Origin of the sequence: Limnobacter sp. UBA3528 (assembly GCF_002377005.1) — a bacterium.
GTDB lineage: Bacteria > Pseudomonadota > Gammaproteobacteria > Burkholderiales > Burkholderiaceae_B > Limnobacter.
Genome location: NZ_DFOZ01000026.1, coordinates 66,440 through 87,544, shown reverse-complemented (window position 1 = coordinate 87,544; position 21,105 = coordinate 66,440). Strand labels below are relative to the sequence as shown.

Below are 21,105 nucleotides of genomic sequence, written 5' to 3'. Positions count from 1 at the left end.
GGGCGAACCACCGTGGGTTGTTTGTGTAGTTCGGCGTTCAACTTGTTGCCATCGGGTTCAGTGCTGGGTGCGGGTGCAGCGCGGTTGACCAGAAAATCAACCAGGTGATTTCGAATGGCGTAGTACTGTGGATCGTGATGAACAGTGCTGCGGGTTCGTTCACGCGGCATGGTGTTTTCAACAATTTCGGCAATGCGGGCGCGTGGACCATGGCTCATCAGCATCACTTTGTCGGCCAGCAAAATGGCCTCGTCCACATCGTGCGTAATCATGAACACGGTTTGCCCGGTGGCCTTCACGATTTGTAACAACTCGTCTTGAATCGTGCCGCGTGTCAGTGCGTCCAGCGCGCCGAAGGGTTCATCCAGCAAAAGCATTTGCGGCTGAATGGCAAAGGCACGGGCAATACCCACACGCTGCTTCATGCCGCCTGAAAGTTCATGCGGCTTTTTATTCGCAGCCTTGCTTAAACCCACCATATCCAAATACTTCATGGCGTGTTCGCTGATTTCCTCCGGGGTTTTATCAGTCCAGCGGGAACGCACACCAAACTCCACATTCTTCAATGCAGTCATCCAGGGCATCAGTGCATGGCTTTGAAACACCACACCACGGTCCAGCGACGGGCCCACCACTTCCTTGCCGTTCATGATCACGTAGCCCTGCGTGGCGTCATCCAGCCCAGCCAAAATGTTCAAAATGGTGCTTTTGCCGCATCCCGAATGGCCGACGATGCAAACAAACTCGCCCTTCTGAATATCAAAGTTCACCGCCTCAAACACAGGGGGCACTGCCGCGTTTTCAGGGGCATAACTTTTAACCAAACCTTCTACTTGCAAGAAAGCTGCGGCTTTCTCGGCGGGCACCAGGTCTTTGCTGAATATTTTGTGTTCAGTCGTCATTGTTGTTTACTCCTTGTAGCTGACCAGCTTGGCCATGCGGGCCAGCAGCGTGTCGAGCAACATGCCGATCAAGCCGATGAACAAAATTGCGCTGATAATGTTGGCAATCGACAGGTTGTTCCATTCATTCCACACGAAGTAACCAATGCCTGTACCACCCACCAGCATTTCGGCAGCAACGATCACCAACCAGGCAATACCCACCGATATGCGCATACCGGTCATGATGGTGGGTGCCGCTGCGGGCAATATCACTTGGAAGGCTGTACGAAGCGAACTCACTTCCAGCGTTTTCGCCACATTCAACCAGTCACGCCGCACACCGGCCACACCAAAAGCGGTGTTCACCAACATCGGCCAGATTGAGCAAATGAAAATCACGAAGATGGCAGAGGTGTCGCTGTCTTGAATGGTGTACAAAGCCAGCGGCATCCAGGCCAAAGGCGACACCGGTTTCAAAATCTGAATGAAGGGGTCAAGCGCCTTGTACAGCAAAGGCGACATGCCAATCACAAACCCCAAGGGAATCGCCACCAAGGCAGCCAAACCAAACCCGACAAGCACGCGGAAAATGGAGTAACCCAGTTGAATGCCAATGCCTTTGTCGTTGGTGCCTCGATCGTAAAACGGGTCGCTAATATGGCCCCACAACTTTTCACCCACATCGCCCGGTGTGGGCAATGGCGTTTCACCGCCAGTCGATGCCGCCTGTCCAACCAATGCGGCATATTCCGGATCCACAATCACTTCCGATTCCTCCGGCATTGTTGCAATGGTCCAGATCGCAAGCATCACGACCAGGATCAATGCAGACAATGCCGATGGTGCCCACTTTTGCTTCCTGAAATCTTTCATGCCGCTTAGCCCTTGGTTCTGGAAATTGCGAAGCTGTTGAGGTATTCCTCAGGCTTTTTGGGGTCAAACGGCTTGCCCATCACACTGAACTTCTTGTCCAGCGATGCCGGTGGCTGCATGCCCACTTCTTTCATCAAGCGGGTTGCATCGGTGGCCAAGAACACATCCTTGGCAATCTTGTTGTAGTCCACATCGCCTTTGATCTGTCCCCAACGTTTCATCTGCGTCAAAATCCAGATCGCAAAGCTTTGGTACGGGAAGGGATCGAAGTCGATGCGCTGCGGGTCTTTCTTGATAACGCCCAAACCATCAGCGTATGTTCCAGTCAACACCTGCTCAACCACGGTCAGTGGCTGGTTCAAATAATTGGTGGGCGCAATGGCCGCTGCAATTTCCTTGCGGTTTTCTGCTTTGCGAGCATACGCAGTGGCATCCAGCACGGCTTTCAACAGGGCTTTGTAGCTGTTGGGGTTTTGAGTCACAAATTCTTTGCTGGCTGCAAATGCGCAGCAGGGGTGTCCCGACCAAATCTCTTTCGACAGAATGTGAATGAAGCCCACGCCGTCGTACACCGCGCGCTGATTTACTGGGTCGGGTGCCAGGAAGCCATCGATGTTATCCGCACGCATATTGGCCACCATCTCGGGAGGTGGCACGGAACGGATCTGTACGTCGCGGTCAGGATCCAAACCGGCCTCGGCCAGGTAGTAGCGCAACAGGTAGTTGTGCATGGAGTAGTCAAATGGCACCGCAAATTTGAAGCCTTTCCAGTCTTTGGGGTTGCGTTTGTCTTTGTGCTTCATCGCCAAAGTAATGGCCTGACCGTTAATGTTTTCAACGGCAGGCATGGTCCATGGAATCGCATTCGAACCCACGCCCATTGAAATCGCCAAAGGCATGGGCGACAGCATGTGCGCCGCGTCGTATTCCTTGGCAAGCGCTTTGTCACGCACCACGGCCCAACCTGCTGTTTTTACCACTTCAACATCGAGGCCCTGCTTGGCATAAAAGCCAAGTGGCTGCGCCATGATGATTGGAGTTGCACAAGTAATTGGAATGAAGCCCACCTTCAATTTTTGTTTCTCCAGGGGACCATTGCTTTGCGCAAAGGCCTCCTTGGCAGCTGCCAATGGAAACAGACTACCGATTGCAGCCATGGCAGTGCCACTGCCTACTGCACGCAGGAAATTGCGGCGCAGGTTGTCATCGGGAAACAACGCATGCATCACCGCGTTTTCAACGGCACGTTCTTCCATTTGTTGAACGGCAAGTTGTTGGTCGTGTTCAGCCTGGCTGTTGTGCTGGCCACAGGCGCAACGCATGCCCAGGCGGGTGTTGGGGTCAAACGGGTTCTTGAAAAAGGACATGGTGAACTCCTATGCAGTTTGTTCAACGATCAAGCTGAAGCGCGGTTCAAAGCGGGGCGAAAATAATCAATGTCGTGCTGGTATTGCTGATAAGCCTTGGTGTACTCCATCACGCGAGCCACCTCGGCAATAAATTCTTCGTCGTAACCTGCGCGGCGCAGCAGGTGAAAACCCACTTCCATGCCGCTGGCGATTCCGCCACCAGTCACAATGCGGCCAGCATCCACCACCCGTGCGTGGCTCACCTGGCATGCCGGTGCAATTTCGGCCAAGCGGTCGATTGGTGTTTTACCAAGGTGTGAGGCTTCAAGGCGATCGGGTTCTTTTCGATTGGTGGCAGCCAGGCCATCGAGCAAGCCCATGCGGGCATAAATCCAGGAGCCTGTGCACACGCTGGTCAGCAAACAGGTGCTGGGAAGCGACCGAATGTAGCGGTGCAAATTGCCGTTGTTCATTTCCTGCCGTGTACCGAAACCACCCGGGATCAGAAACGCATCCATTGCAGGCGTGTCAGAAAATGAATAATTGGGGAGCACGGTGAAGCCCGCTTGTGTTTGTACCGGGCGCATGCTTTCGGCAATCAGAAAAACATCAAGCTCAGGGTCAAAGCGCTTGGCCACCGAGAACACGCCGTAGGGTGCTGCGTAGTCCACCACTTCGGCTTCCTTGAACACATACACACCCAATCTGAACCCTTGCATTCTGGCCATTGGCGCTTCTCCGGCAACACTGCGTTAAACAGGCTTTCAGTGTGCCGCGCTGGCCTTGGACTGGGTATCACGCCATTTGTGATTGTGTTGTAGTGCTGGCCCTACAAGAACACTACAGCCCATGCAGCTTGGTGTAGTTCACCAGATCAACCAGGTTCTTCAGTTCCAGCTTTTCAAACACGCGGGCCCGGTAGGTTGAAACCGTGTTGCCCGACAGGCACAAGGCCTGCGCAATGTGTTGAACAGTCTCGCCTTGCGCCATCAAACGCAGCACCTGCATTTCGCGATTGGACAAACGCTCATGGGGCGGTCTGTCAGCGGGTTTGCGCAAATCGTTTGCCATCAGGTTGGCTGTTGCAGGTGTCAGGTACACCTGCCCGGCACAGGCCATTTGAAGGGCCTGCGTCAACTCTGCAGGCGAGCAACCTTTGTTCAGGTACGCATTGGCGCCACTTCGAATGGCACGCAAAGCGAACTGCGCTTCGGGGTAGACCGACAACATCACCACGCCCAGTTTTGGAAATTCACTGCGCACGCTTTTGAGTACATCAAAGCCGTCGCGTTCGCCCAGCGCAACATCCAGCAGCACGGCATCGAAGTTATCCTTGCGAAGTTTCTGCATGGCCTCCACGCCATCGGCCGCCTGCTCGCTGTGGTACTGCCCATCAAACTCATCAAGAATTTGAACCAGGCCGCGGCGAATAATCATGTGGTCGTCCACAATCAAAATCTTCATAAGGCCAACACCTCGGGCAGGCGCAGCTTGATGCACACGCCCTGCCCCAAAATAGAATCGATCGTGCAACGCGCACCAATGTCCCACGCCCTTTCTTCGATGCCCATTAAACCGAAGCCCGCATTAAAGGTTCGCACCGCCATGCCACGGCCGTTGTCTTTGACTTGAAATACAACTGCCCTGCCCTCGGTGTTCACAGTTACTTCAACCTTGCTTGCACCTGAATGCTTGCTGACGTTGTTCAGCGCCTCTTGCAAAATTCGATACAGCGCAGTTTCGGTGGCTTTGCTCAAACGCACATGTTCCAGCTCGGGGGCAATGTCGAGCACACTCACCACTTTGGTGCGTTGGGAGAACTCGCCCAGCAAATGTTCCACTGCGGCCCAAAGTCCGAGATGATCCAACACCCCGGGTCGAAGATCCGAAAGTATTCGGCGCAAACTTTCCATGGCCCCTTGGGCAAGGTCGAGCATGCTTTCAATTCGAACTGTCAATTTCTGATCGTTGGCACAGCGGTACGACAGTGCTTTCAACTCCAGATCAAAGGCTGTCAACTTGGCACCCAGGTCGTCGTGCATCTCACGCGCAATTCGGGTGCGCTCTTCTTCACGAACGGTAGTCAGGTGTGCGGAAAGTCTGCGCATTCTGTCGTGCGCTTTCTGCAATTGAGCCGTGCGCTCAATCACCCTGCGCTCCAGTTCAGCCTGTGCAGCCGCGCGAATGTTTTGCGCTTCAACCCGCTCGGTGATGTCGTTGAAAGTGACCACAGCGCCCACCACCACTTGCTCTTCGAAAATCGGGTAAGAAGCATACTCGGCATGAAAGCAGGTTCCATCCCGGCGCCACAACACCTCGTTGTCAACGCGGCAACCTTTGTTTTCCTGAAAGGCACGAAAAATATGACACTCACAAACAGGCATCAAATCGTTGTTCGCATACGAGTGGTGCATCAGGTAATGCATGTTCCGGCCAAGCACTTCATCGGCGGAATAACCCAACATTTCCGCGCCCGCTTTGTTGATGAAAACACAGCGCCCTTTCAGGTCGATGCCATAGATGCCTTCACCGGTTGAGTCGAGCAACAATTCAAGTTGTCTTCGCCAGGCAGCGTGATGAGAAAGTTTGGAAAGATGCTTGAACACGGCAGTGCACTCGAAGTTGAATCAACATCAAACTAGCAAGAGCAGTGCCAATAAAATTCAAAAAGTTTTTGAAAATTTGCACGCGAGTGGTGCGAAAAAAAAACGACAAAACTTATTGAAAATTACACACAAACGGGTTGTTGATCATGTATTGATGAAAAAAGCTTTTCAGTTAATAAAATTTGATGTACACATAACTCACCACACCGTTTAAGGAAGGTTACACAACATGGTTACAACAGATCAAAAGCCAGTCGAAGCCGAGGCAAGCAAAGCAACCCCAGCTCCTAAAAAACCAGCAGCAAGAAAACCTGCTGCTAAAAAACCAGCCGCTGCAAAACCAGCAGCAGCGAAAAAACCAGCAGCAGCAAAACCCGCTGCCGCGAAAAAACCAGCTGCTGCAAAACCAGCCGCTGCCAAGAAACCAGCCGCCAAACCAGCTGCTGCCAAAAAACCCGCCGCTGCAAAACCAGCTGCAGCGAAAAAGCCAGCCGCTAAAAAGCCAGTTGCTGCCAAGAAGCCCGCAGCAAAACCCGCAGCGAAGAAGCCAGTAACATCACGCGCCAAGGCAGCCACTGCCAGCGTAGCGAATGCTGCAGCCAAGGCGAAGAAAACTGTGGCCAAAGCAAAGCCAGCCGCCAAGGCCAAGGCCGCAGCAGCCAAATCAGTATTTAGCGCAACGGATCGCAAGAAATTGTTGAGCGATGTTCAGAAGCAGATCAAGGACCTTGAGAAACAAGTCAAGGGCATGGTCAAGTCAGTTCAAACTGACGTGATCGCCAAGATCAAAAAGCAACTGGGCATGAAGTAATCCAGGAATAGCAAAAATAATAAGACCGCTACACGACCTTTCGTATGAAAGGTCTTCTTGTAGACTTGATTGAAACCCGTTGTGCGAAAGCACCGCGGGTTTTTTATTTTCCGAGCGGGTTCATTTGCGCATCGAAGTGATCCAGGCTGGGATATGAAACCCGCGGGCGTGAAGCCAGTGTGTTCACTGCATCATCGAGCTGCTCAAGCATTTCAACCCGGGCCTCTTGCGTAATGTAGGGTACATGGTAGGCCGCGAAGGGTTCCAGTACGTCAAAGCCAGCGTATCCCAAGCTGCCCCGCAACACTGGGCGCAACATGGTGTTCAAGTCACCATGAATGGCCTCGTCGCCAAACATGTGGTCGCGACCTCCGAGTGTAAAAGTAAGCCAGGCCTGTTTGCCTTTCATCAAACCACGGTCGTAAAAATTCCGGCCGCCATAAACCACGCCCGATAAAAATACCCGATCAATCCAGCCCTTCAAAATTGCAGGCAAGGAAAACCAGTAAAGCGGAAAATTCAACACCAGCAAGTCGCACTGCTTCAGCAATTCCAGTTCTGCAGCAATGTCCGCTGGCAAGGTATTGGTTTTCTGGGCATGCCGCTGCTCAAGGGCATACACCAGGTAATCTGGATTGCTGCGCTCTGCAAAATCGGTTGCACTGGCCACAGGGTTGAACTGCTTGGCGTACAGATCCGACACAGTCACCGTGTGGCCCTGCGCTTCGAAACGACTTTGCATGCGATGCACCATCGCCGTACAAAAAGACTGGGGTTCGGGATGGGCGTGGACAATCAGGACATTCATGGCAGCGCCTTTCAAAAAGTGATCAGCCATGCTACCAAAAGAAAAGGGGCCACCACATGACCGGCGACCCCTTTTTGTTCAAACCACTTCGCGGTTAAATCACACCGTAAGCCAGCATCGCATCCGCCACCTTCACAAAGCCGCCCACATTGGCGCCCTTCAGATAATCAATATGACCATCGTCTTCTGCCCCGTACTTCACGCAACGCTTGTGGATGTCACTCATGATGGCTCGCAGACGCTGGTTCAACTCGTCGCGTGACCAAGACAGGCGCATGCTGTTCTGGGTCATTTCCAAACCTGACACCGCAACCCCTCCGGCGTTGGCCGCCTTCGATGGTGCAAACAGAATGCGCGCCTTCTGGAACACATCGATCGCCCCTTTTTCGGAAGGCATATTCGCGCCTTCAGAGACCCCCATACAGCCGTTCTTGATCAGCATGGCCGCCTCTTCAGCATTGATCTCGTTTTGTGTGGCACACGGAAAAGCAAGATCACATGGAATGTGCCATGGGCGTTTGTCGGCAACAAACTCAGCATTCGGATACTGGTTCAAGTACTCGCTAATGCGCGCGCGTTTTACCTCTTTCAGCTCTTTGATGTGCGCCAGCTTCTCCATCGTAATGCCGTCTTTGTCGTGGAGCGTTCCGGATGAATCGGACATGGTAATGACCTTGCCGCCCAGTGCCAGAATTTTCTCGACTGCATATTGCGCCACGTTGCCGGATCCACTGACCGAACACACCTTGCCTTCGAATTTCAAACCCTTGTGACTCAGCATGTCTTCCATGAAATAGACCACACCATAACCTGTGGCCTCTACCCGAATTTCGCTTCCACCAAAAGCCAAACCCTTGCCAGTCAACACGCCCGTAAATTCATTACGAATTCTTTTGTATTGGCCAAACATGTAAGAAATCTCGCGACCACCTACACCAATGTCACCAGCAGGCACATCGGTGAAGGGTCCAATATGCCGGGAAAGTTCAGTCATGAAAGCCTGACAAAAACGCATGATCTCGCGATCACTTTTGCCCTTAGGATTGAAGTCAGAGCCGCCCTTGCCGCCCCCCATGGGCAAACCGGTCAGGCTGTTTTTAAATGTTTGTTCAAAGGCGAGGAATTTCAGAATACTCTGAGTCACGTTGTGGTGAAAACGGATGCCCCCTTTGTAGGGACCAATCGCATTGCTGTGTTGCACACGGTAGCCACGTTGGGTACGCACATTGCCCTGGTCGTCTTCCCAACACACGCGAAAGCTGACAATTCGATCAGGCTCGGTCAGGCGTTGCAAAATTTGCGCCGCCTCGTACTTCGGATTCTTGGCAACAAATGGAATGATGTGTTGCGCGACTTCATGCACTGCCTGGTGAAACTCTGGTTCGCCGGGATTTCTGCGAATCAGTCCATTCATGAACTCTTCTAATTCTGGCGAGCTGCTCATCTCTTATTCTCCTGTTGAAGGACGACGTTGGACTGCGTGTAAGCAGTTTACCGAATCGCTTGAAGTTGAGCACTCTGGATTTCTGTGGATATCCCCAAAAAGTGGGCACAACCTAGGGGATAGCATGTGGACAAGTAGTCCAAGCCATTCAAAACATGAGGAATTAGATGGGCTGACTAATTATTGTGCAAGCTCGGTTCTGGCGCACTGTGTTTTTGAATTTGGGTGTGTCGGTAAATGATGGATGCCTCCATCCGGTTCTTGGCTTTAAGGCGTTCCAGAATGTCCTTCACGTGGCCCTTGACTGTTTCAACACTGATCTTCAAAAGCGTGGCTATCTCCTTGTTGCTGTGCCCTGCCCCAATCAATTCAAGCACTTCAACCTGTTTGTGAGTGAGTGCTTTTGACAAAGTTGGTATTTGCAGCAGTTCAATATTGGCCTTGCTTAAACCCACGCGGATGAGGTCGATCAATTTTGCAAAGGGCGTAAACTTTGAAAATGCAATAAACCGGTCTAGCTGATGGCGCTTTAACTGACCCATGACTTTGTCGTCGTTTGCAGTAATCAATACCGGAATTTCCGGAAACAACGTTTCAAACAGGCCAATGAAAGTCTCGGCCTGAACATCGCGCAAATGAAAATCTGTGATGATCAAGGCCGGAAACTCTTCCACTGCATGCCGTGCTGCCTCCTTCAAGGTCGAAAACTGGCGAATGCGGGCGTGGGGTGCCACGTCCTTCACCATTTCGACCAATCCGAAACTGACAATCGGATGATCGTCAATTACAAACACCACTTGCCGCTCCAGGCCTTCAAGTTTTTTTACCACCGCGCTTCTCACAGAAACAATTCACCATGATTTGACTTTAATTCACGAACCGGTCAACCGGTGCAGGAAACAAACTCGGTAAATCAATTCAAATCGACGTTTCAAGGTACTGAGACAAAAACCATTGACATTGTGTCAATGATTAAACTAACATCCATTTCATGAACTATGTTACCGAACGTCGCGAAGAGGAAAAGGAACGCCGCCGGGAAGAAATTCTGGACGCCGCTGAACTTGTTTTTTCTGAAAAAGGCTTTGACGCAGCCACCATGGATCAAGTTGCACGCAAAGCGAGGGTGTCGCGCGCATTGGTGTACGTGTATTTCAAAGACAAAGCAGCTTTGCATTTGGCCATTTGCCTTCGAGGTTTGCGAACACTGCGCGAGATGTTTGAAACAGCGCGCAAACAGCATGCCACCGGCGAGGCTCAAATTCGCGCGATTGGGCATGCTTACATGCAATTTTCAGAAGAGTACCCCACGCACTTCGCCGCCATGTCCAGGTTTGAAGCGTCCTCACCAGACATGGCCTTTGACGACCCCTGCAACTCCACGCTTGAGATGATTCAAGCCGGACAGAAAGTTCACGAAGAAATGGTGCTTGCATTGGCCACGGGCATGGCAGACAAAACACTGCGTGCCGACCTGGACAACCTCATGCAAATTTCCATCACCTTGTGGGGTTTCACTCACGGCACCATTCAACTGGCACAAACCAAAGCAGTCTTTATGGCCAGCATGGGCATCAGCAAAGAATCGTTCATGAACCAGGCGGTCGAACTGGTCATGCAATCCCTGATCAACCGCAATGGCGGAGGCAAGAAATGATCACGCACAATCGCAGAGGCGCCCACAGAAGGGGCGCTTTTTTTTACACCTTATTTGACAGACGTCTAATGGCTGCATTGCTGTTGATGACTTTTCAATTTCATCAGCCCAGTGCGGCAGGTACCCCACTCGACGATTACTTGAGCCAAGCCATGGCCAACAACCCCGCTTTGGCGCAAGCCAGCTTTGAAGTGGAAGCTGAACGACAGCGACTTGAAAATTTGCGGGCGCGATTTTATCCCAGCCTTGCATTGCAGGCCCGCGCGAGTGTCGCCGAAGGTGGCCGCACCATCGATTTCCCGGCGGGCGATTTGCTTAACCCTGTGTACGCAACATTGAATGCGCAGGCTGTTGACGCCGGGCAAGCAGCTCGCTTTCCGACCGTAGAAAACCAGTCCATTCCACTGCTCCGCCCCACCGAACAAGACACCCGTTTGATTGTGCGTGGCCCAATTTACGAACCTGTACTGGACCAGCAACTTCAAGCGCAAACCCAGGCAGTCGGCGCACAAGAGGCCGCACAACTGCAAGTAAAAGAAGAGTTGGTGCGCGACCTGCACACCGCCTATTGGCAATATGCACAGGCCAAGGCCCGAATCGCCATTCTTGAGGCCAGCCTGCGAACACTGAAAGAAAATGAACGCATCAACACCGTGCTGTACAAAGCAGGGGAAACAACACTGGATGCCCCCAAACGCGCCGAAGCCGAAACGCTGGAAATTCAGGTTGCCTTGCGCCAGGCTCAAACGCAGGCCTTGCTGGCCCGCGAATATTTCAACTTGTTGCGCTACGCCCCCAACGACAGCGCAGTTGAACTTCCACAAGAAGACCTGAGCCCCAGTGCCCTACAAACCCTGCTGGATGACCTCACGCCGAAAACACAGGGCAATACCCCGGCACCCGCACTCACGCGGCTTGAACGCAGCCTGGCCGCCCAACGCGCCCAGCTGGATGCCAGCCAGGCGACTTACAAGCCCACACTGGGTTATTCGATTGAAGGTGGCTACCAGGGGCGCGACTACAACACCGGCCCCAACACGGGCTTTGCTAGTGCATCGGTCGTATTGAACTGGACCCTGGCAGATGCTGGCATTCGCAGCAGTGAGGTGGCACGCAGCAGGGCTCAGGTACAGGCGCTTGAAGCTCGGGCACGGCAAGTGAACCGCCAACTTCAACTGGCCAAATTGCAGGCCAAGGAAAATCTGCTGGTGTCACTGGACAGCATTCAGGCGCGTATGGCCCAACAAGCTGCATCCGAGGAAAGCCTGCGGATCAATGAACGAAAACGCGATGCAGGCGAGACCACACAAATTGAATTTTTAAGTGCTGAACAAAGTGCCACACGCGCACGTTTGGGCCTGGTCACTGCTGTGTACCAAGCCCGAATTGACCATGCTGTTTGGCAGTACAACAACCGAAACATTCCCGAGCCAAGCCCACAGGAAGGAGCTCAACCATGAAACCCGCACTCGTTATTTCTATCCTCTCCGTATTGGTTCTGGCAGCCTGTGGCCCAGCCACTCCCGAAGAAGCACCGGCTGTAGAGTACCGCTTGGTGAAAACCGAAGCCGTACAAAGCGGCCCGGCTGCAAGTTTGATCGAAGTGCCTGGCATTGGCGCCTTTCGTGACGAAACCCGTTTGAGTTTTAAAGTGGGCGGCGTAATTGAACGGATCAATGTACGTGAAGGAGAAACTGTAGAGAAAGGCCAACGGCTGGCTGCGCTGAACAAACAAGACGTGAATGCCGCCGTCAGCCAGGCCAGCGCAGGCTTTGAGAAAGCCCAACGTGACTTGCAACGGGGTAAACTGCTACGAGACCAGGAAGTCATCTCGAAAGTGCAGCTCGACAACCTCGAGACCGCAGCGCAAGCAGCGCGCGCACAACTTAGCCAAGCGCAGTTTGCAAGTCAAACTGCTGAAATACAGGCCCAGGCGAATGGCGTGGTGCTGAAGCGTTTTACGCAAACGGGCGAGGTGGTATCGCCAGGCCAACCGATATTACTTCTTGGAAGTAAAAGTAGCGGCTTTGTAATGAAGGCAAGCCTGGCTGACAAGCAAGCGGTGCACATACAGCTGGGTGCCAAGGCCGAGGTGCAATTCGACGCACTGCCCGGCGTGCAATGGCCCGGAAAAGTCATTGAACTCAGCCAGGCCGCAGACCCTGCCACAGGCACCTACGGCGTGCTGGTTGAGGTAGACACAGCGGCCCATGCAAATCTGAATCTTTTATCGGGCATGCAGGGGCGAACTCGCATTGAACCCGCCAACTTCAATGGCACGCGCAGCTACGTACCCATTGAGGCGGTAGTCGAGGGCGACAACAAAGCCGCCTGGATTTACACCGTACAAGCGGACAACACTGTGAAACGCCAAACTGTTGCAGTGGCTTTCATACAAGGTGACCGAATTGCATTAATTGATGCATTGCCCGAAGGCACACGCGTGGTGAGCACGGGTGCAGTCTACCTGCAAGACGGCGAAACCGTACAAGTTCAGGAGTAATCCAGATGAAACTCTCGGACTTTTCAATCAAGAACTACCAGTTCACGCTGGTGATCTTTTTCCTGCTGACTGCCATTGGTATCAGCGCGTATCAAAACATTCCCAGAACCGAAGACCCCTATTTCGACATCAGCGCATTTCGCATCAATGTCATTTATCCCGGGGCCGACCCGCGCGAGATGGAACAGCAGGTGGCCAAGCCGATTGAAGATGCTTTGCGCAGCCTGGACGACTTGAAAGAAATGCTTTCAACGTCGCGCAACAGCGGTGGTGTGGTGTTTGTGCGTTTCGATGCGGAAGTCGATGTCGACAAAAAGTTCGACGAAGTCAACCGCGAACTCAACAGCATTCGAGACCAGTTACCCGCAGGCATACAGAAGCTGGAAATTGAACGAATCAACCCCGGCTTCACCAACATCATTCAATACTCACTGGTGTCGGAAACCGCAAGTTATGCCGACCTGGCCAATTATGCAGAAGACCTTTCCGAGGCCTTCGAGCGTATTTCCTCGGTGCGCGAAAGCGAAAGCTGGGCCTACCCGGAACAACAGGTACGTGTCAGCCTGAACTTTAAAAAGCTGGCTGAACTGGGAATACAGGCAGCCGATGTAGCGCGTGTCATTCAGGGTGAGTCACTGAACATTCCAGGTGGGCCGGTAGAGGAAGGCGCACGGCGTTTGAACGTGCAAACCTCGGGCCAGTACCGCAGCGTTGAAGAAATCAGAAACACCGTGATTGCCGGCACCGGCACGGGCGGTGATTTGGGTGGTCGTCTGGTTCGTGTGGGCGATGTCGCCGATGTGCAGTGGGACTATGAAAATCAGGAAGTCATGGCCCGCTTCAATGGCCAGCGTGCGGTGTTTGTCACTGCCAACCAGAAAGACGAACGCAATATTTTTGTGACTCAAAAAGCCTTGCAGGAAACAGCGGACGAATTCGAGAAAACCTTGCCTCCGAATATCAAAATGGAGCGCGGTTTCGAGCAGTACAAAAACGTGGAAAAGCGCATTGATCGCCTCACCTTCGACTTCGCCCTGGCGGTAACACTGGTGCTGATCACCCTGTTGCCGCTGGGCTTGCGGGCCTCGGGCATTGTGATGGTCAGTGTGCCTTTGTCGCTGCTCACCGGTTTGGCCTGTTTGTACTATGCAGGCTTCTCATTGAACCAGCTTTCAATTGCCGGCCTGGTGGTTGCGTTGGGCTTGTTGGTTGACGACTCAATCGTGGTGATTGAAAACATTTCACGTTACCTGCGCATGGGCTATAACCGTGTGGATGCGGCACGCCTGGCCACCAAGCAAATTTCACTTGCTGTGGTGGGTTGTACTGCAACCCTGTTGTTTGCCTTCCTGCCTTTGTTGATGCTGCCAGACAACGCCGGAAAATTCATTCGCTCCTTGCCGGTGGCCGTGGTATTTACAGTGATTGCATCGCTGTTTGTTGCATTGACCATCATCCCGTTTCTGGCCAGCCGTGTGCTGAAGAAAGACGAAAATGAGCATGGCAATATCGTGCTGCAAAAGCTGATGGGCTTGATCGACAAAATTTACACCCCACTGCTGCACCGCGCCTTGCAAACCCCCAAAACCGTGGTGGCTGCATCGCTGGTGTTGTTTGTGGCCAGCCTGGGCCTGGCACCCCTCATGGGCATGTCGCTGTTCCCAAAGGCCAATACACCGCAGTTTGTAATTGAGGTGGGGCTGCCCCCGGGTTCCAGCCTGACTGCCACCGACAATGTGGTGAAACAGGTTGAAAACAAGCTTTCGGAATTTGACGAAATTACGGCGGTCATGGCCACTGTGGGTGAAGGCAACCCGCAAATTTATTACAACGTGTTTCAGCAAGACAAACAATCGAACGTGGGTGAATTGTTTGTACAGCTCAAGGAATACAACGACGACACGCCCAAGCTGCTCGACAACATTCGCAATGAACTGAAAACAATTGCGGGCGCCAATCTGATTGTGCGTGAGTTTGAAAATGGCCCACCCATAGATGCACCCATTGGCATCCGTTTGGTAGGGCCCGAAATAGAAACGCTGCGTGAATTGTCTGCACAGGTTGAGCGCATCATGCTGGCCAATCCCGGTACACAAAACGTTGACAACCCACAGCGCACTGGGCGCAGCGACCTTCGCCTGAAAGTGAATTTTGAAAAAGCGGGTTTGCTGGGTGTGAACTCAGCGGAGCTGGACCAGGCTGTGCGGCTTGCCATTGCAGGTGCGTTTGCAGGTGAAATTCGCCAGAGTAACGGCGATGCCTACGACATCAGTGTGCGTGGCCCTGCCGGTGTTCGCAGCAATCTAAGCGCGCTGGACGACTTCCATGTGATTTCACGCACAGGCCAGGCAGTACCGCTGACCCAACTCACCACGCTTGAACTGGATGACAACCTGAACAGCATTTACCGCTTCGACCGCGAACGCGCCGTGCTGCTGACTGCTTACACACGTACGGGGTACAACACCGAGAAAATCAGCAATGAAATTGCCAGGCAGATCGACGAAATGGGCTTGCCCACGGGTTACCGGTACAAAATGGCTGGCGAAGTAAAAAGCAGGCAGGAAAGCTTTGCTGGTTTTGGTACTGCGATCCTGATTACCGTATTTGGAATTTTGGCCATTCTGGTTCTGGAATTCGGCAGTTTCAAAAGCACGCTGATTGTTTTGTTCGTAATTCCTCTAGGGGTTACAGGTGGCATGGTCATGCTGTTCCTGACAGGGAATTCGCTCAGTTTCACAGCGATGATTGGCTTCATTGCGCTGATCGGCATTGAAATCAAGAACTCGATTTTGCTGGTGGACTTCACCAACCAGTTGCGTGAAGAAGGCAAAGGGCTTGATGAGTCCATCGAAGAAGCAGGCCGTATCCGATTCCTGCCGATTCTGCTGACCAGTGCCACCGCCGTGGGCGGCTTGATGCCACTGGCGCTGCAAGGTGGCGGGCTTTACTCGCCCATGGCCTGGGTGATTATTGGCGGGCTTATTTCTTCCACCTTCATTGGTCGCCTGGTTACGCCGGTGCTTTACAAGCTCTTGCCACCCGACTTGCAGAGAACATAGCCTAAGCCCTTGATTTCACCTACAATACGCCCTCAATGCAAGAGGATATCCTGAAATCATGAAAAAACCCGCAGGCCGCAACGGCAGCGCAGGCCGCAGTGGCGACTCGGGCCGTTCCGGCCCACCCGCACGCCCCAGTAACCGAACCAAATCAGCAACCGCAGCCAAACCGGCTGCGGGTTCCGCATCCACAGGCCGTGGACGCCCCAGTGCAGCGGCTGGCAAAGCCGCCGCCACTGCCAAACCCGACCGCAACCGCGCCGCCATGCGCAGCGCACCGGTGGCCCCTGCCGCTGGTACGGCACGCCCTCGCCGCAGCAAGGTAACCGGCACGAACACACTGGACATGCTTGATCCGTTCGAGCCACAACGGCTAAGCAAGATCATGGCGGCCAAGGGTTTGTGTTCCCGCCGGGAAGCCGATTACCTGATCGAGAATGGTTGGGTGCGAGTGAACGGCAAAGTGGTCGATGAGCTGGGTGCCAAAGTGCTGCCCACGGTCACCATTGATCTGGATGCACGTGCCAAGAATGTACTGGGCAAACAGGTCACCATTTTGTACCACAAGCCGATTGGCGTGGTGTCAGGCCAGCCCGAGGGGCGCTACAAAGCTGCTATGGAATGCCTGAGCCTTGAAAACCAGGCTGATCGTAAAACATCCACGCCATTCCAACCCGCCATGCTGAAAGGCCTGGCCCCGGCAGGTCGCCTGGACATTGATTCAACCGGCTTGCTCGTGCTGACCCAAGACGGCCGCATTGCCAAACAACTGATTGACGCCAACAGCACCGTGGAAAAAGAATACCTGGTGCGGGTCGAAGGCGAATTGACTGACCGTGGGCTTGAAATGCTGCGCTATGGTTTGAGCCTGGATGGTGAAGCCCTGAAACCCGCCCGCGTCAGCTGGCAAAACGAAGATCAACTTCGCTTTATTTTGAACGAAGGCAAAAAACGACAAATTCGCCGCATGTGCGAAATCGTGGGCCTGAAAGTGGTGGGTTTGAAACGCGTTCGAATTGGCCGTGTAATGCTGGGCGACCTGCCAGTGGGGCAATGGCGCTTGTTGACGCCGGAAGAACGATTCTGAAGGGGTGAAAATCCACTCTATTCAGGTGATTGATTACAAATGACTTCCAGTATTCTCGAATTTAACATTTGGAAAAAGTTACATTCGAGAATTCATCATGCATGCCCAGCACTCGGCCCTGAACCAGCAAACTTCCCACGCCCCAGTGCAGCTACCCTCGCAAGGGTTTTTTACGTTTTTAAGCCGGCTCTCTGGCGCGGCACACAACGCCACTGATTTCACATCAATCCGGATCAACGCCGACTGGCTTTGCGTGGTGGTCAGTTTTGCCTGCCTGATGTTTGCCACGCTCGAGGGCATTGCCTACAACAATGTAGCCCAAGCCCTGGGTTGGGGCATTCCGCTGTTTTTAGGTAGTCTGGCAATTACCCGCTGGCACGCTGGCCAACCATTGACCATGCACATCAACGCTGCGCTGCTGGTTGGCATGGGTGCCTTGCATGTACACATCGCGCGCGGTTTGCTTGAATACCATTTCAGCTTTTTCATGTTACTCCCTGTGATGCTGGCTTACCGCGATACACGCCCCCTTCTCAGCATGGGCTTGTTTATCGTGATTCATCACATTGTGTTCGACATGCTTCAACAAGCGGGTTTCGAATGCTATGTATTTCGGGGGCCGTTCTCGGGCATGCCCGCTGTGGCCCTGCATGGCTTTTATGTGGCCGTGGCCGTGTTACTGCTGTCGGTGATTGCGCAAACACTTCGACAACATGCCTTGGCTGCAGAAGAAAGTGCAAAACTGCTGGCTTACCTGGACAAGGAAAAAGGAATCAACCTGCGTGTGCGTGCTCAAACCGATGAGCAAGGCCGCATGTCGCCCATGGGGCAAGTGTTCAATGACTATGCAGACAACATGGCATTTGTGGTGGCTGCTTTCAAAATGCTTCGGGCAGACATTCGCGAGCTGTCGCAAATTGCGAAAGAACTGGGCGCAGACAACACCCAGCAAATGGAAGACAGCTCACAGGCCTCCAAAAAACTGCGCGACTTTGTTCAAAGTCTGGGTAACCAAACCCGAATTGGACAAAGCACCGCCGAACTGTCCAAGAAGGTGACTGAGGACAGTTTTGATCTGCTCAATGAACTGAATCAATCCCTGGAGCAATTGCAACGCATCAGCAAACAGGCCTTTGATTCCAGCCAGCAAATTCAGACCTTGCACAAAGAGTTCCAGAAAGAATTGTCCCCCGCTGCTGCACAGCAACTGCAAACGACACTGGGCACGCTGGACAGCCTGAACGAACGCACCAACGGATTCATGGCCAGAATGGATGTGCTGAAAAGCGGACTGAGCGCCATTGAAAATCAACTGGTATCGATTGACCGGGCCACGCACCAATGGGTGGAAAACGGCCACGGCAACCAACGCCAGGGTTGGGAAGTACTCGGTGCCATGGAAGGCATGCAGGCGCGCACGGAAAGTGCCTTTCGCACGTTGGGCAGCACAGTACAAACCATTTTGCGCTCCGATGAACTAATGCGTGAAATGGAAAAACGGCTCTCGAGGTTTGATGTATGAGCCTGAGCAATGTTCTTGACGATCCGCTGATCAACGAACTGCTGGACAGCGGAACCTCGCGTTATGCCCTGTTGGGACACGTGACCGACGAATTAAGCCTCATCGCTGCCAGCAAACTGTTCCGGCAAGAGCTGGGATTCAAGTCGGGTAGTGAATTGATCGTTAACCGGTATGGCATGGCCATTTACCGCGCGCTGTCCAACGCGCTGCTCCGGCAACAGGGCTGGACTGGCCATGTGAAAGTCAATGAACAATGGCTGCGTTTGCAAATGCTGGCACACGGCGAATTTGGCGTCCTTCAGGAACAAGATGCCAAGCACGCCCAACCGCCAGCCCTTGTACCTCCCGTCAATACACCCGAGCAACGACTTGAGACCTCCGACAGCGCCGATCAGAAAATTCCCACCAGTGTGCTGTTGAATGTTGATGACAAAGGACGCATCAAAAAACTGAGTCCCTCTCTGGAAGAGTTTTTAGGACAAACCAGCGCGCAACTGGAAAATCTGGATGCGGCCAACCTGGTATTTCGCACCGATGTGGGCCAATTCAAGCGACTGCTCGACCAGGTGAAATACCAAACGGGTTCCACAGATGGATCCTTTCGCTTGCGCAACACTTTCAATGATGTGGTGTACTTTGACTGGACTGCCGCCTGCATTGGCGCGGACATCTTGCTGATTGGACGCTCAAGCAACATTCATCTTGAAGAAGCGCTGTTGAAAAGTGAAGAACGAATCAACAACATTCTTGAGTCGATGGACGATGCCTTTTTCGCCATCGACATGAACGGCTATGTGAATTACCTGAACGAGAAAGGAGCCGAGCTGCTGGGCAAAACCGCACCGCTGCTTCTGGGCCGCATGGTGTGGGAACGCGCACCACATTTGAAGAAAACCCCTTTGTTCAAATATGTGAACCAGGCCAAGGGCAGCATGCAGCCTGAAACATTCCAATGGCAAGACCCTGCCAACGAGATGTGGTACCAGGTAAAAGCTTACCCAAGCGATGAACTGATTTCGATTTTCTTCACAGACATCAGCTCAATCAAACGCAATGAAAGCCGAATGCGGCATCAAGCCACGCACGATCCGCTGACAGGCTTGCCCAACCGTTTGGCATTGTCGCAAACACTCCAAGAGCTGCTGGGCAATGACCAGGTGCAGGATTTCAAGCTTGGCCTTTTGTTCATCGATCTCGATGGCTTTAAAGCAGTGAACGACACGCTGGGTCATGACCGTGGCGATGACTTGTTGATTGCCGTATCCAAACGTTTGCGTAGCGTGGTCCGCAGTTCAGACATTGTGGCCCGCTTGTCGGGCGATGAGTTTGTAATCACCCTGCCTTATATTGCCGATCAGGACACCGCGTTCAATGTGGGCCGAAAGGTGGTGGATGCGGTCAGCAAAAAACCGTTTGAGTTGGGCGAGAAGAAAATTTATGTGGGTGCCTCGGTTGGCGTGGCCCTGTTCCCCACCGACGCCACCGATGTCGAGGGCCTGCTGAAACACGCCGATATCGCCATGTACCAAGCGAAACAGGCGGGAAAGAATACGGTGCGCGTGTTCCATGCCAATATGAGTGCAACCCTGCAAACCAAGGTTGATCTGGAAAACGATTTGCACGATGCAATTTTGCACGACCGCATTGAATTGCACTACCAGCCACGCTTCAGCGCCAATGGCTCGATTTGTTCGGTTGAGGCTTTGGCGCGCATGCGTTCGCGCACGGGTGAATTGATTCCCCCAGCCCAGTTCATTCCGATCGCCGAGGAAACGGGCTTAATCATTCCGATGGGCGAGCAGGTGATGCGCAAGGCCTGCAAATGGCTGAAGGACACCAACAAGAAACTGAACAACCCGATCAGTGTTTCAGTCAATGTATCTGGCATTCAACTGCTGGACGGCAAGCTGTGCAGCACGGTTGAAAAGGTACTTAAACTGACCGGCTTGCCCCCCAAACTGCTGGAACTTGAATTGACTGAAACCGTGTTGATGCAAAACCAGGAAACTGTATTGCACGATCTGAACCGCCTGCATGAGTTGGGCGTTTCCTTGTCGATTGACGACTTCGGCACAGGTTATTCATCGCTGGCAACCCTGCATCGCATGCCGGTTCAGTCCATCAAGCTGGATCGATCCTTTGTCAGCAACCTGCCCAACAAAACCGACAGTGTCATTCTGTCACGCACTGTGTTGGCTATGGCACAGGCACTGGGTTTGGGTGTGGTGGCCGAAGGCGTTGAAACCGCCGAGCAACGTGACTTCTTGATTGAGTCGGGTGTGCTTGAACTGCAAGGTTTTGGCTTGGCACGACCGATGACTGCCGATGACTCACGCCAGTTTGTGTGGGCCCAGCAAATTACTAGCGACAAGGCGAAGAAAATTCTGGCGTGACAGCTTGGGTTGCGATCTCTCGGCGCTTTTTTATCGTCCGATCGGCTTGGGTTCCGCTCTCTCGGGGCCTCTTAATCGCCCAATTGGCTTGGGTTCCGATCTCTCG

The 21,105-nt window shown here is 53.1% G+C and carries 17 protein-coding genes; 8 read left to right on the top strand and 9 right to left on the bottom strand.

The window, feature by feature from the left end:
- The 6 genes from B4N58_RS07755 to B4N58_RS07730 all read right to left on the bottom strand — a co-directional run.
- Window positions 1-902: ABC transporter ATP-binding protein (locus B4N58_RS07755; RefSeq protein WP_291747760.1), on the bottom strand; the 902-nt coding region annotated here is incomplete at its 3' end.
- A 6-nt stretch (window positions 903-908) separates the two neighbouring features.
- Complete coding sequence (ntrB, locus tag B4N58_RS07750) at window positions 909-1,757, bottom strand: nitrate ABC transporter permease (protein ID WP_008250125.1); 849 nt, start codon at window positions 1,755-1,757, stop codon at window positions 909-911.
- A gap of 5 nt (window positions 1,758-1,762) precedes the next feature.
- Entirely contained in the window at window positions 1,763-3,124 is a 1,362-nt protein-coding gene (locus tag B4N58_RS07745) for a CmpA/NrtA family ABC transporter substrate-binding protein (RefSeq protein ID WP_291747757.1), read from the bottom strand.
- A gap of 29 nt (window positions 3,125-3,153) precedes the next feature.
- On the bottom strand, window positions 3,154-3,834 hold the full coding sequence (locus B4N58_RS07740; RefSeq protein WP_291747754.1) for a DJ-1/PfpI family protein: 681 nt from the start codon (window positions 3,832-3,834) through the stop codon (window positions 3,154-3,156).
- Window positions 3,835-3,946: 112 nt separating this feature from the next.
- Window positions 3,947-4,570, bottom strand: a complete 624-nt coding sequence (locus B4N58_RS07735; protein ID WP_008250122.1) for a response regulator — start codon at window positions 4,568-4,570, stop codon at window positions 3,947-3,949.
- Window positions 4,567-5,712: a sensor histidine kinase gene (locus B4N58_RS07730; protein ID WP_291747750.1), complete on the bottom strand. Its 1,146-nt coding sequence runs from the start codon at window positions 5,710-5,712 to the stop codon at window positions 4,567-4,569. Before B4N58_RS07730 ends, B4N58_RS07735 begins: the two co-directional genes overlap by 4 nt.
- A 229-nt stretch (window positions 5,713-5,941) precedes the next feature.
- Here B4N58_RS07730 and B4N58_RS07725 point away from each other — a divergent pair, with 229 nt between their 5' ends.
- A complete protein-coding gene (locus B4N58_RS07725; protein ID WP_291747747.1) occupies window positions 5,942-6,523 on the top strand; it encodes a hypothetical protein in 582 nt (193 codons plus the stop codon).
- Window positions 6,524-6,626: 103 nt separating this feature from the next.
- Here the strand turns inward: B4N58_RS07725 and B4N58_RS07720 are convergent, their stop codons facing one another.
- The 3 genes from B4N58_RS07720 to B4N58_RS07710 all read right to left on the bottom strand — a co-directional run bounded on the left by B4N58_RS07720 (window position 6,627) and on the right by B4N58_RS07710 (window position 9,605).
- Window positions 6,627-7,331 carry an NAD(P)H-dependent oxidoreductase gene (locus B4N58_RS07720; RefSeq protein WP_291747746.1) on the bottom strand — a complete coding sequence of 235 codons (705 nt, stop codon included), beginning with the start codon at window positions 7,329-7,331 and terminating at the stop codon, window positions 6,627-6,629.
- 94 nt (window positions 7,332-7,425) lie between these two features.
- The gene (gene gdhA, locus B4N58_RS07715) at window positions 7,426-8,775 is read right to left on the bottom strand and encodes an NADP-specific glutamate dehydrogenase (protein WP_291747743.1); all 1,350 of its coding nucleotides are present in this window, start codon (window positions 8,773-8,775) and stop codon (window positions 7,426-7,428) included.
- 176 nt (window positions 8,776-8,951) lie between these two features.
- Entirely contained in the window at window positions 8,952-9,605 is a 654-nt protein-coding gene (locus tag B4N58_RS07710) for a response regulator transcription factor (RefSeq protein WP_291747740.1), read from the bottom strand.
- Between the two features lie 161 nt (window positions 9,606-9,766).
- On the opposite strand from B4N58_RS07710, the gene B4N58_RS07705 reads away from it, so the two are divergent.
- From B4N58_RS07705 to B4N58_RS07675, 7 genes are all read left to right on the top strand, one after another.
- Window positions 9,767-10,432, top strand: coding sequence for a TetR/AcrR family transcriptional regulator (locus tag B4N58_RS07705; RefSeq protein WP_291747737.1), 666 nt, complete (start codon window positions 9,767-9,769; stop codon window positions 10,430-10,432).
- A gap of 86 nt (window positions 10,433-10,518) precedes the next feature.
- Window positions 10,519-11,892 (top strand): TolC family protein, encoded by a 1,374-nt coding sequence (locus B4N58_RS07700; protein WP_291747734.1) that lies wholly within the window; start codon window positions 10,519-10,521, stop codon window positions 11,890-11,892.
- A complete protein-coding gene (locus B4N58_RS07695; RefSeq protein ID WP_291747731.1) occupies window positions 11,889-12,935 on the top strand; it encodes an efflux RND transporter periplasmic adaptor subunit in 1,047 nt (348 codons plus the stop codon). The genes B4N58_RS07700 and B4N58_RS07695 overlap by 4 nt, the downstream gene beginning before the upstream one ends.
- A gap of 5 nt (window positions 12,936-12,940) precedes the next feature.
- Window positions 12,941-15,997: an efflux RND transporter permease subunit gene (locus B4N58_RS07690; RefSeq protein ID WP_291747728.1), complete on the top strand. Its 3,057-nt coding sequence runs from the start codon at window positions 12,941-12,943 to the stop codon at window positions 15,995-15,997.
- 346 nt (window positions 15,998-16,343) lie between these two features.
- Window positions 16,344-17,084: a pseudouridine synthase gene (locus B4N58_RS07685; protein ID WP_040512761.1), complete on the top strand. Its 741-nt coding sequence runs from the start codon at window positions 16,344-16,346 to the stop codon at window positions 17,082-17,084.
- A 97-nt stretch (window positions 17,085-17,181) separates the two neighbouring features.
- Window positions 17,182-18,606: a hypothetical protein gene (locus B4N58_RS07680; protein ID WP_291747723.1), complete on the top strand. Its 1,425-nt coding sequence runs from the start codon at window positions 17,182-17,184 to the stop codon at window positions 18,604-18,606.
- Complete coding sequence (locus B4N58_RS07675) at window positions 18,603-20,999, top strand: bifunctional diguanylate cyclase/phosphodiesterase (RefSeq protein ID WP_291747721.1); 2,397 nt, start codon at window positions 18,603-18,605, stop codon at window positions 20,997-20,999. Before B4N58_RS07680 ends, B4N58_RS07675 begins: the two co-directional genes overlap by 4 nt.
- The last annotated feature ends 106 nt before the right edge of the window (window positions 21,000-21,105 follow it).

Excerpts from the sequence above, each read along its gene's own strand:
- ntrB (WP_008250125.1), bottom strand. The coding sequence starts at position 1,757 with ATGAAAGATTTCAGGAAGCAAAAGTGGGCACCATCGGCATTGTCTGCA.
- B4N58_RS07745 (WP_291747757.1), bottom strand. The coding sequence starts at position 3,124 with ATGTCCTTTTTCAAGAACCCGTTTGACCCCAACACCCGCCTGGGCATG.
- B4N58_RS07740 (WP_291747754.1), bottom strand. The coding sequence starts at position 3,834 with ATGGCCAGAATGCAAGGGTTCAGATTGGGTGTGTATGTGTTCAAGGAA.
- B4N58_RS07735 (WP_008250122.1), bottom strand. The coding sequence starts at position 4,570 with ATGAAGATTTTGATTGTGGACGACCACATGATTATTCGCCGCGGCCTG.
- B4N58_RS07725 (WP_291747747.1), top strand. The coding sequence starts at position 5,942 with ATGGTTACAACAGATCAAAAGCCAGTCGAAGCCGAGGCAAGCAAAGCA.
- B4N58_RS07720 (WP_291747746.1), bottom strand. The coding sequence starts at position 7,331 with ATGAATGTCCTGATTGTCCACGCCCATCCCGAACCCCAGTCTTTTTGT.
- gdhA (WP_291747743.1), bottom strand. The coding sequence starts at position 8,775 with ATGAGCAGCTCGCCAGAATTAGAAGAGTTCATGAATGGACTGATTCGC.
- B4N58_RS07705 (WP_291747737.1), top strand. The coding sequence starts at position 9,767 with ATGAACTATGTTACCGAACGTCGCGAAGAGGAAAAGGAACGCCGCCGG.
- B4N58_RS07700 (WP_291747734.1), top strand. The coding sequence starts at position 10,519 with ATGACTTTTCAATTTCATCAGCCCAGTGCGGCAGGTACCCCACTCGAC.
- B4N58_RS07695 (WP_291747731.1), top strand. The coding sequence starts at position 11,889 with ATGAAACCCGCACTCGTTATTTCTATCCTCTCCGTATTGGTTCTGGCA.
- B4N58_RS07690 (WP_291747728.1), top strand. The coding sequence starts at position 12,941 with ATGAAACTCTCGGACTTTTCAATCAAGAACTACCAGTTCACGCTGGTG.
- B4N58_RS07685 (WP_040512761.1), top strand. The coding sequence starts at position 16,344 with ATGCTTGATCCGTTCGAGCCACAACGGCTAAGCAAGATCATGGCGGCC.
- B4N58_RS07680 (WP_291747723.1), top strand. The coding sequence starts at position 17,182 with ATGCATGCCCAGCACTCGGCCCTGAACCAGCAAACTTCCCACGCCCCA.
- B4N58_RS07675 (WP_291747721.1), top strand. The coding sequence starts at position 18,603 with ATGAGCCTGAGCAATGTTCTTGACGATCCGCTGATCAACGAACTGCTG.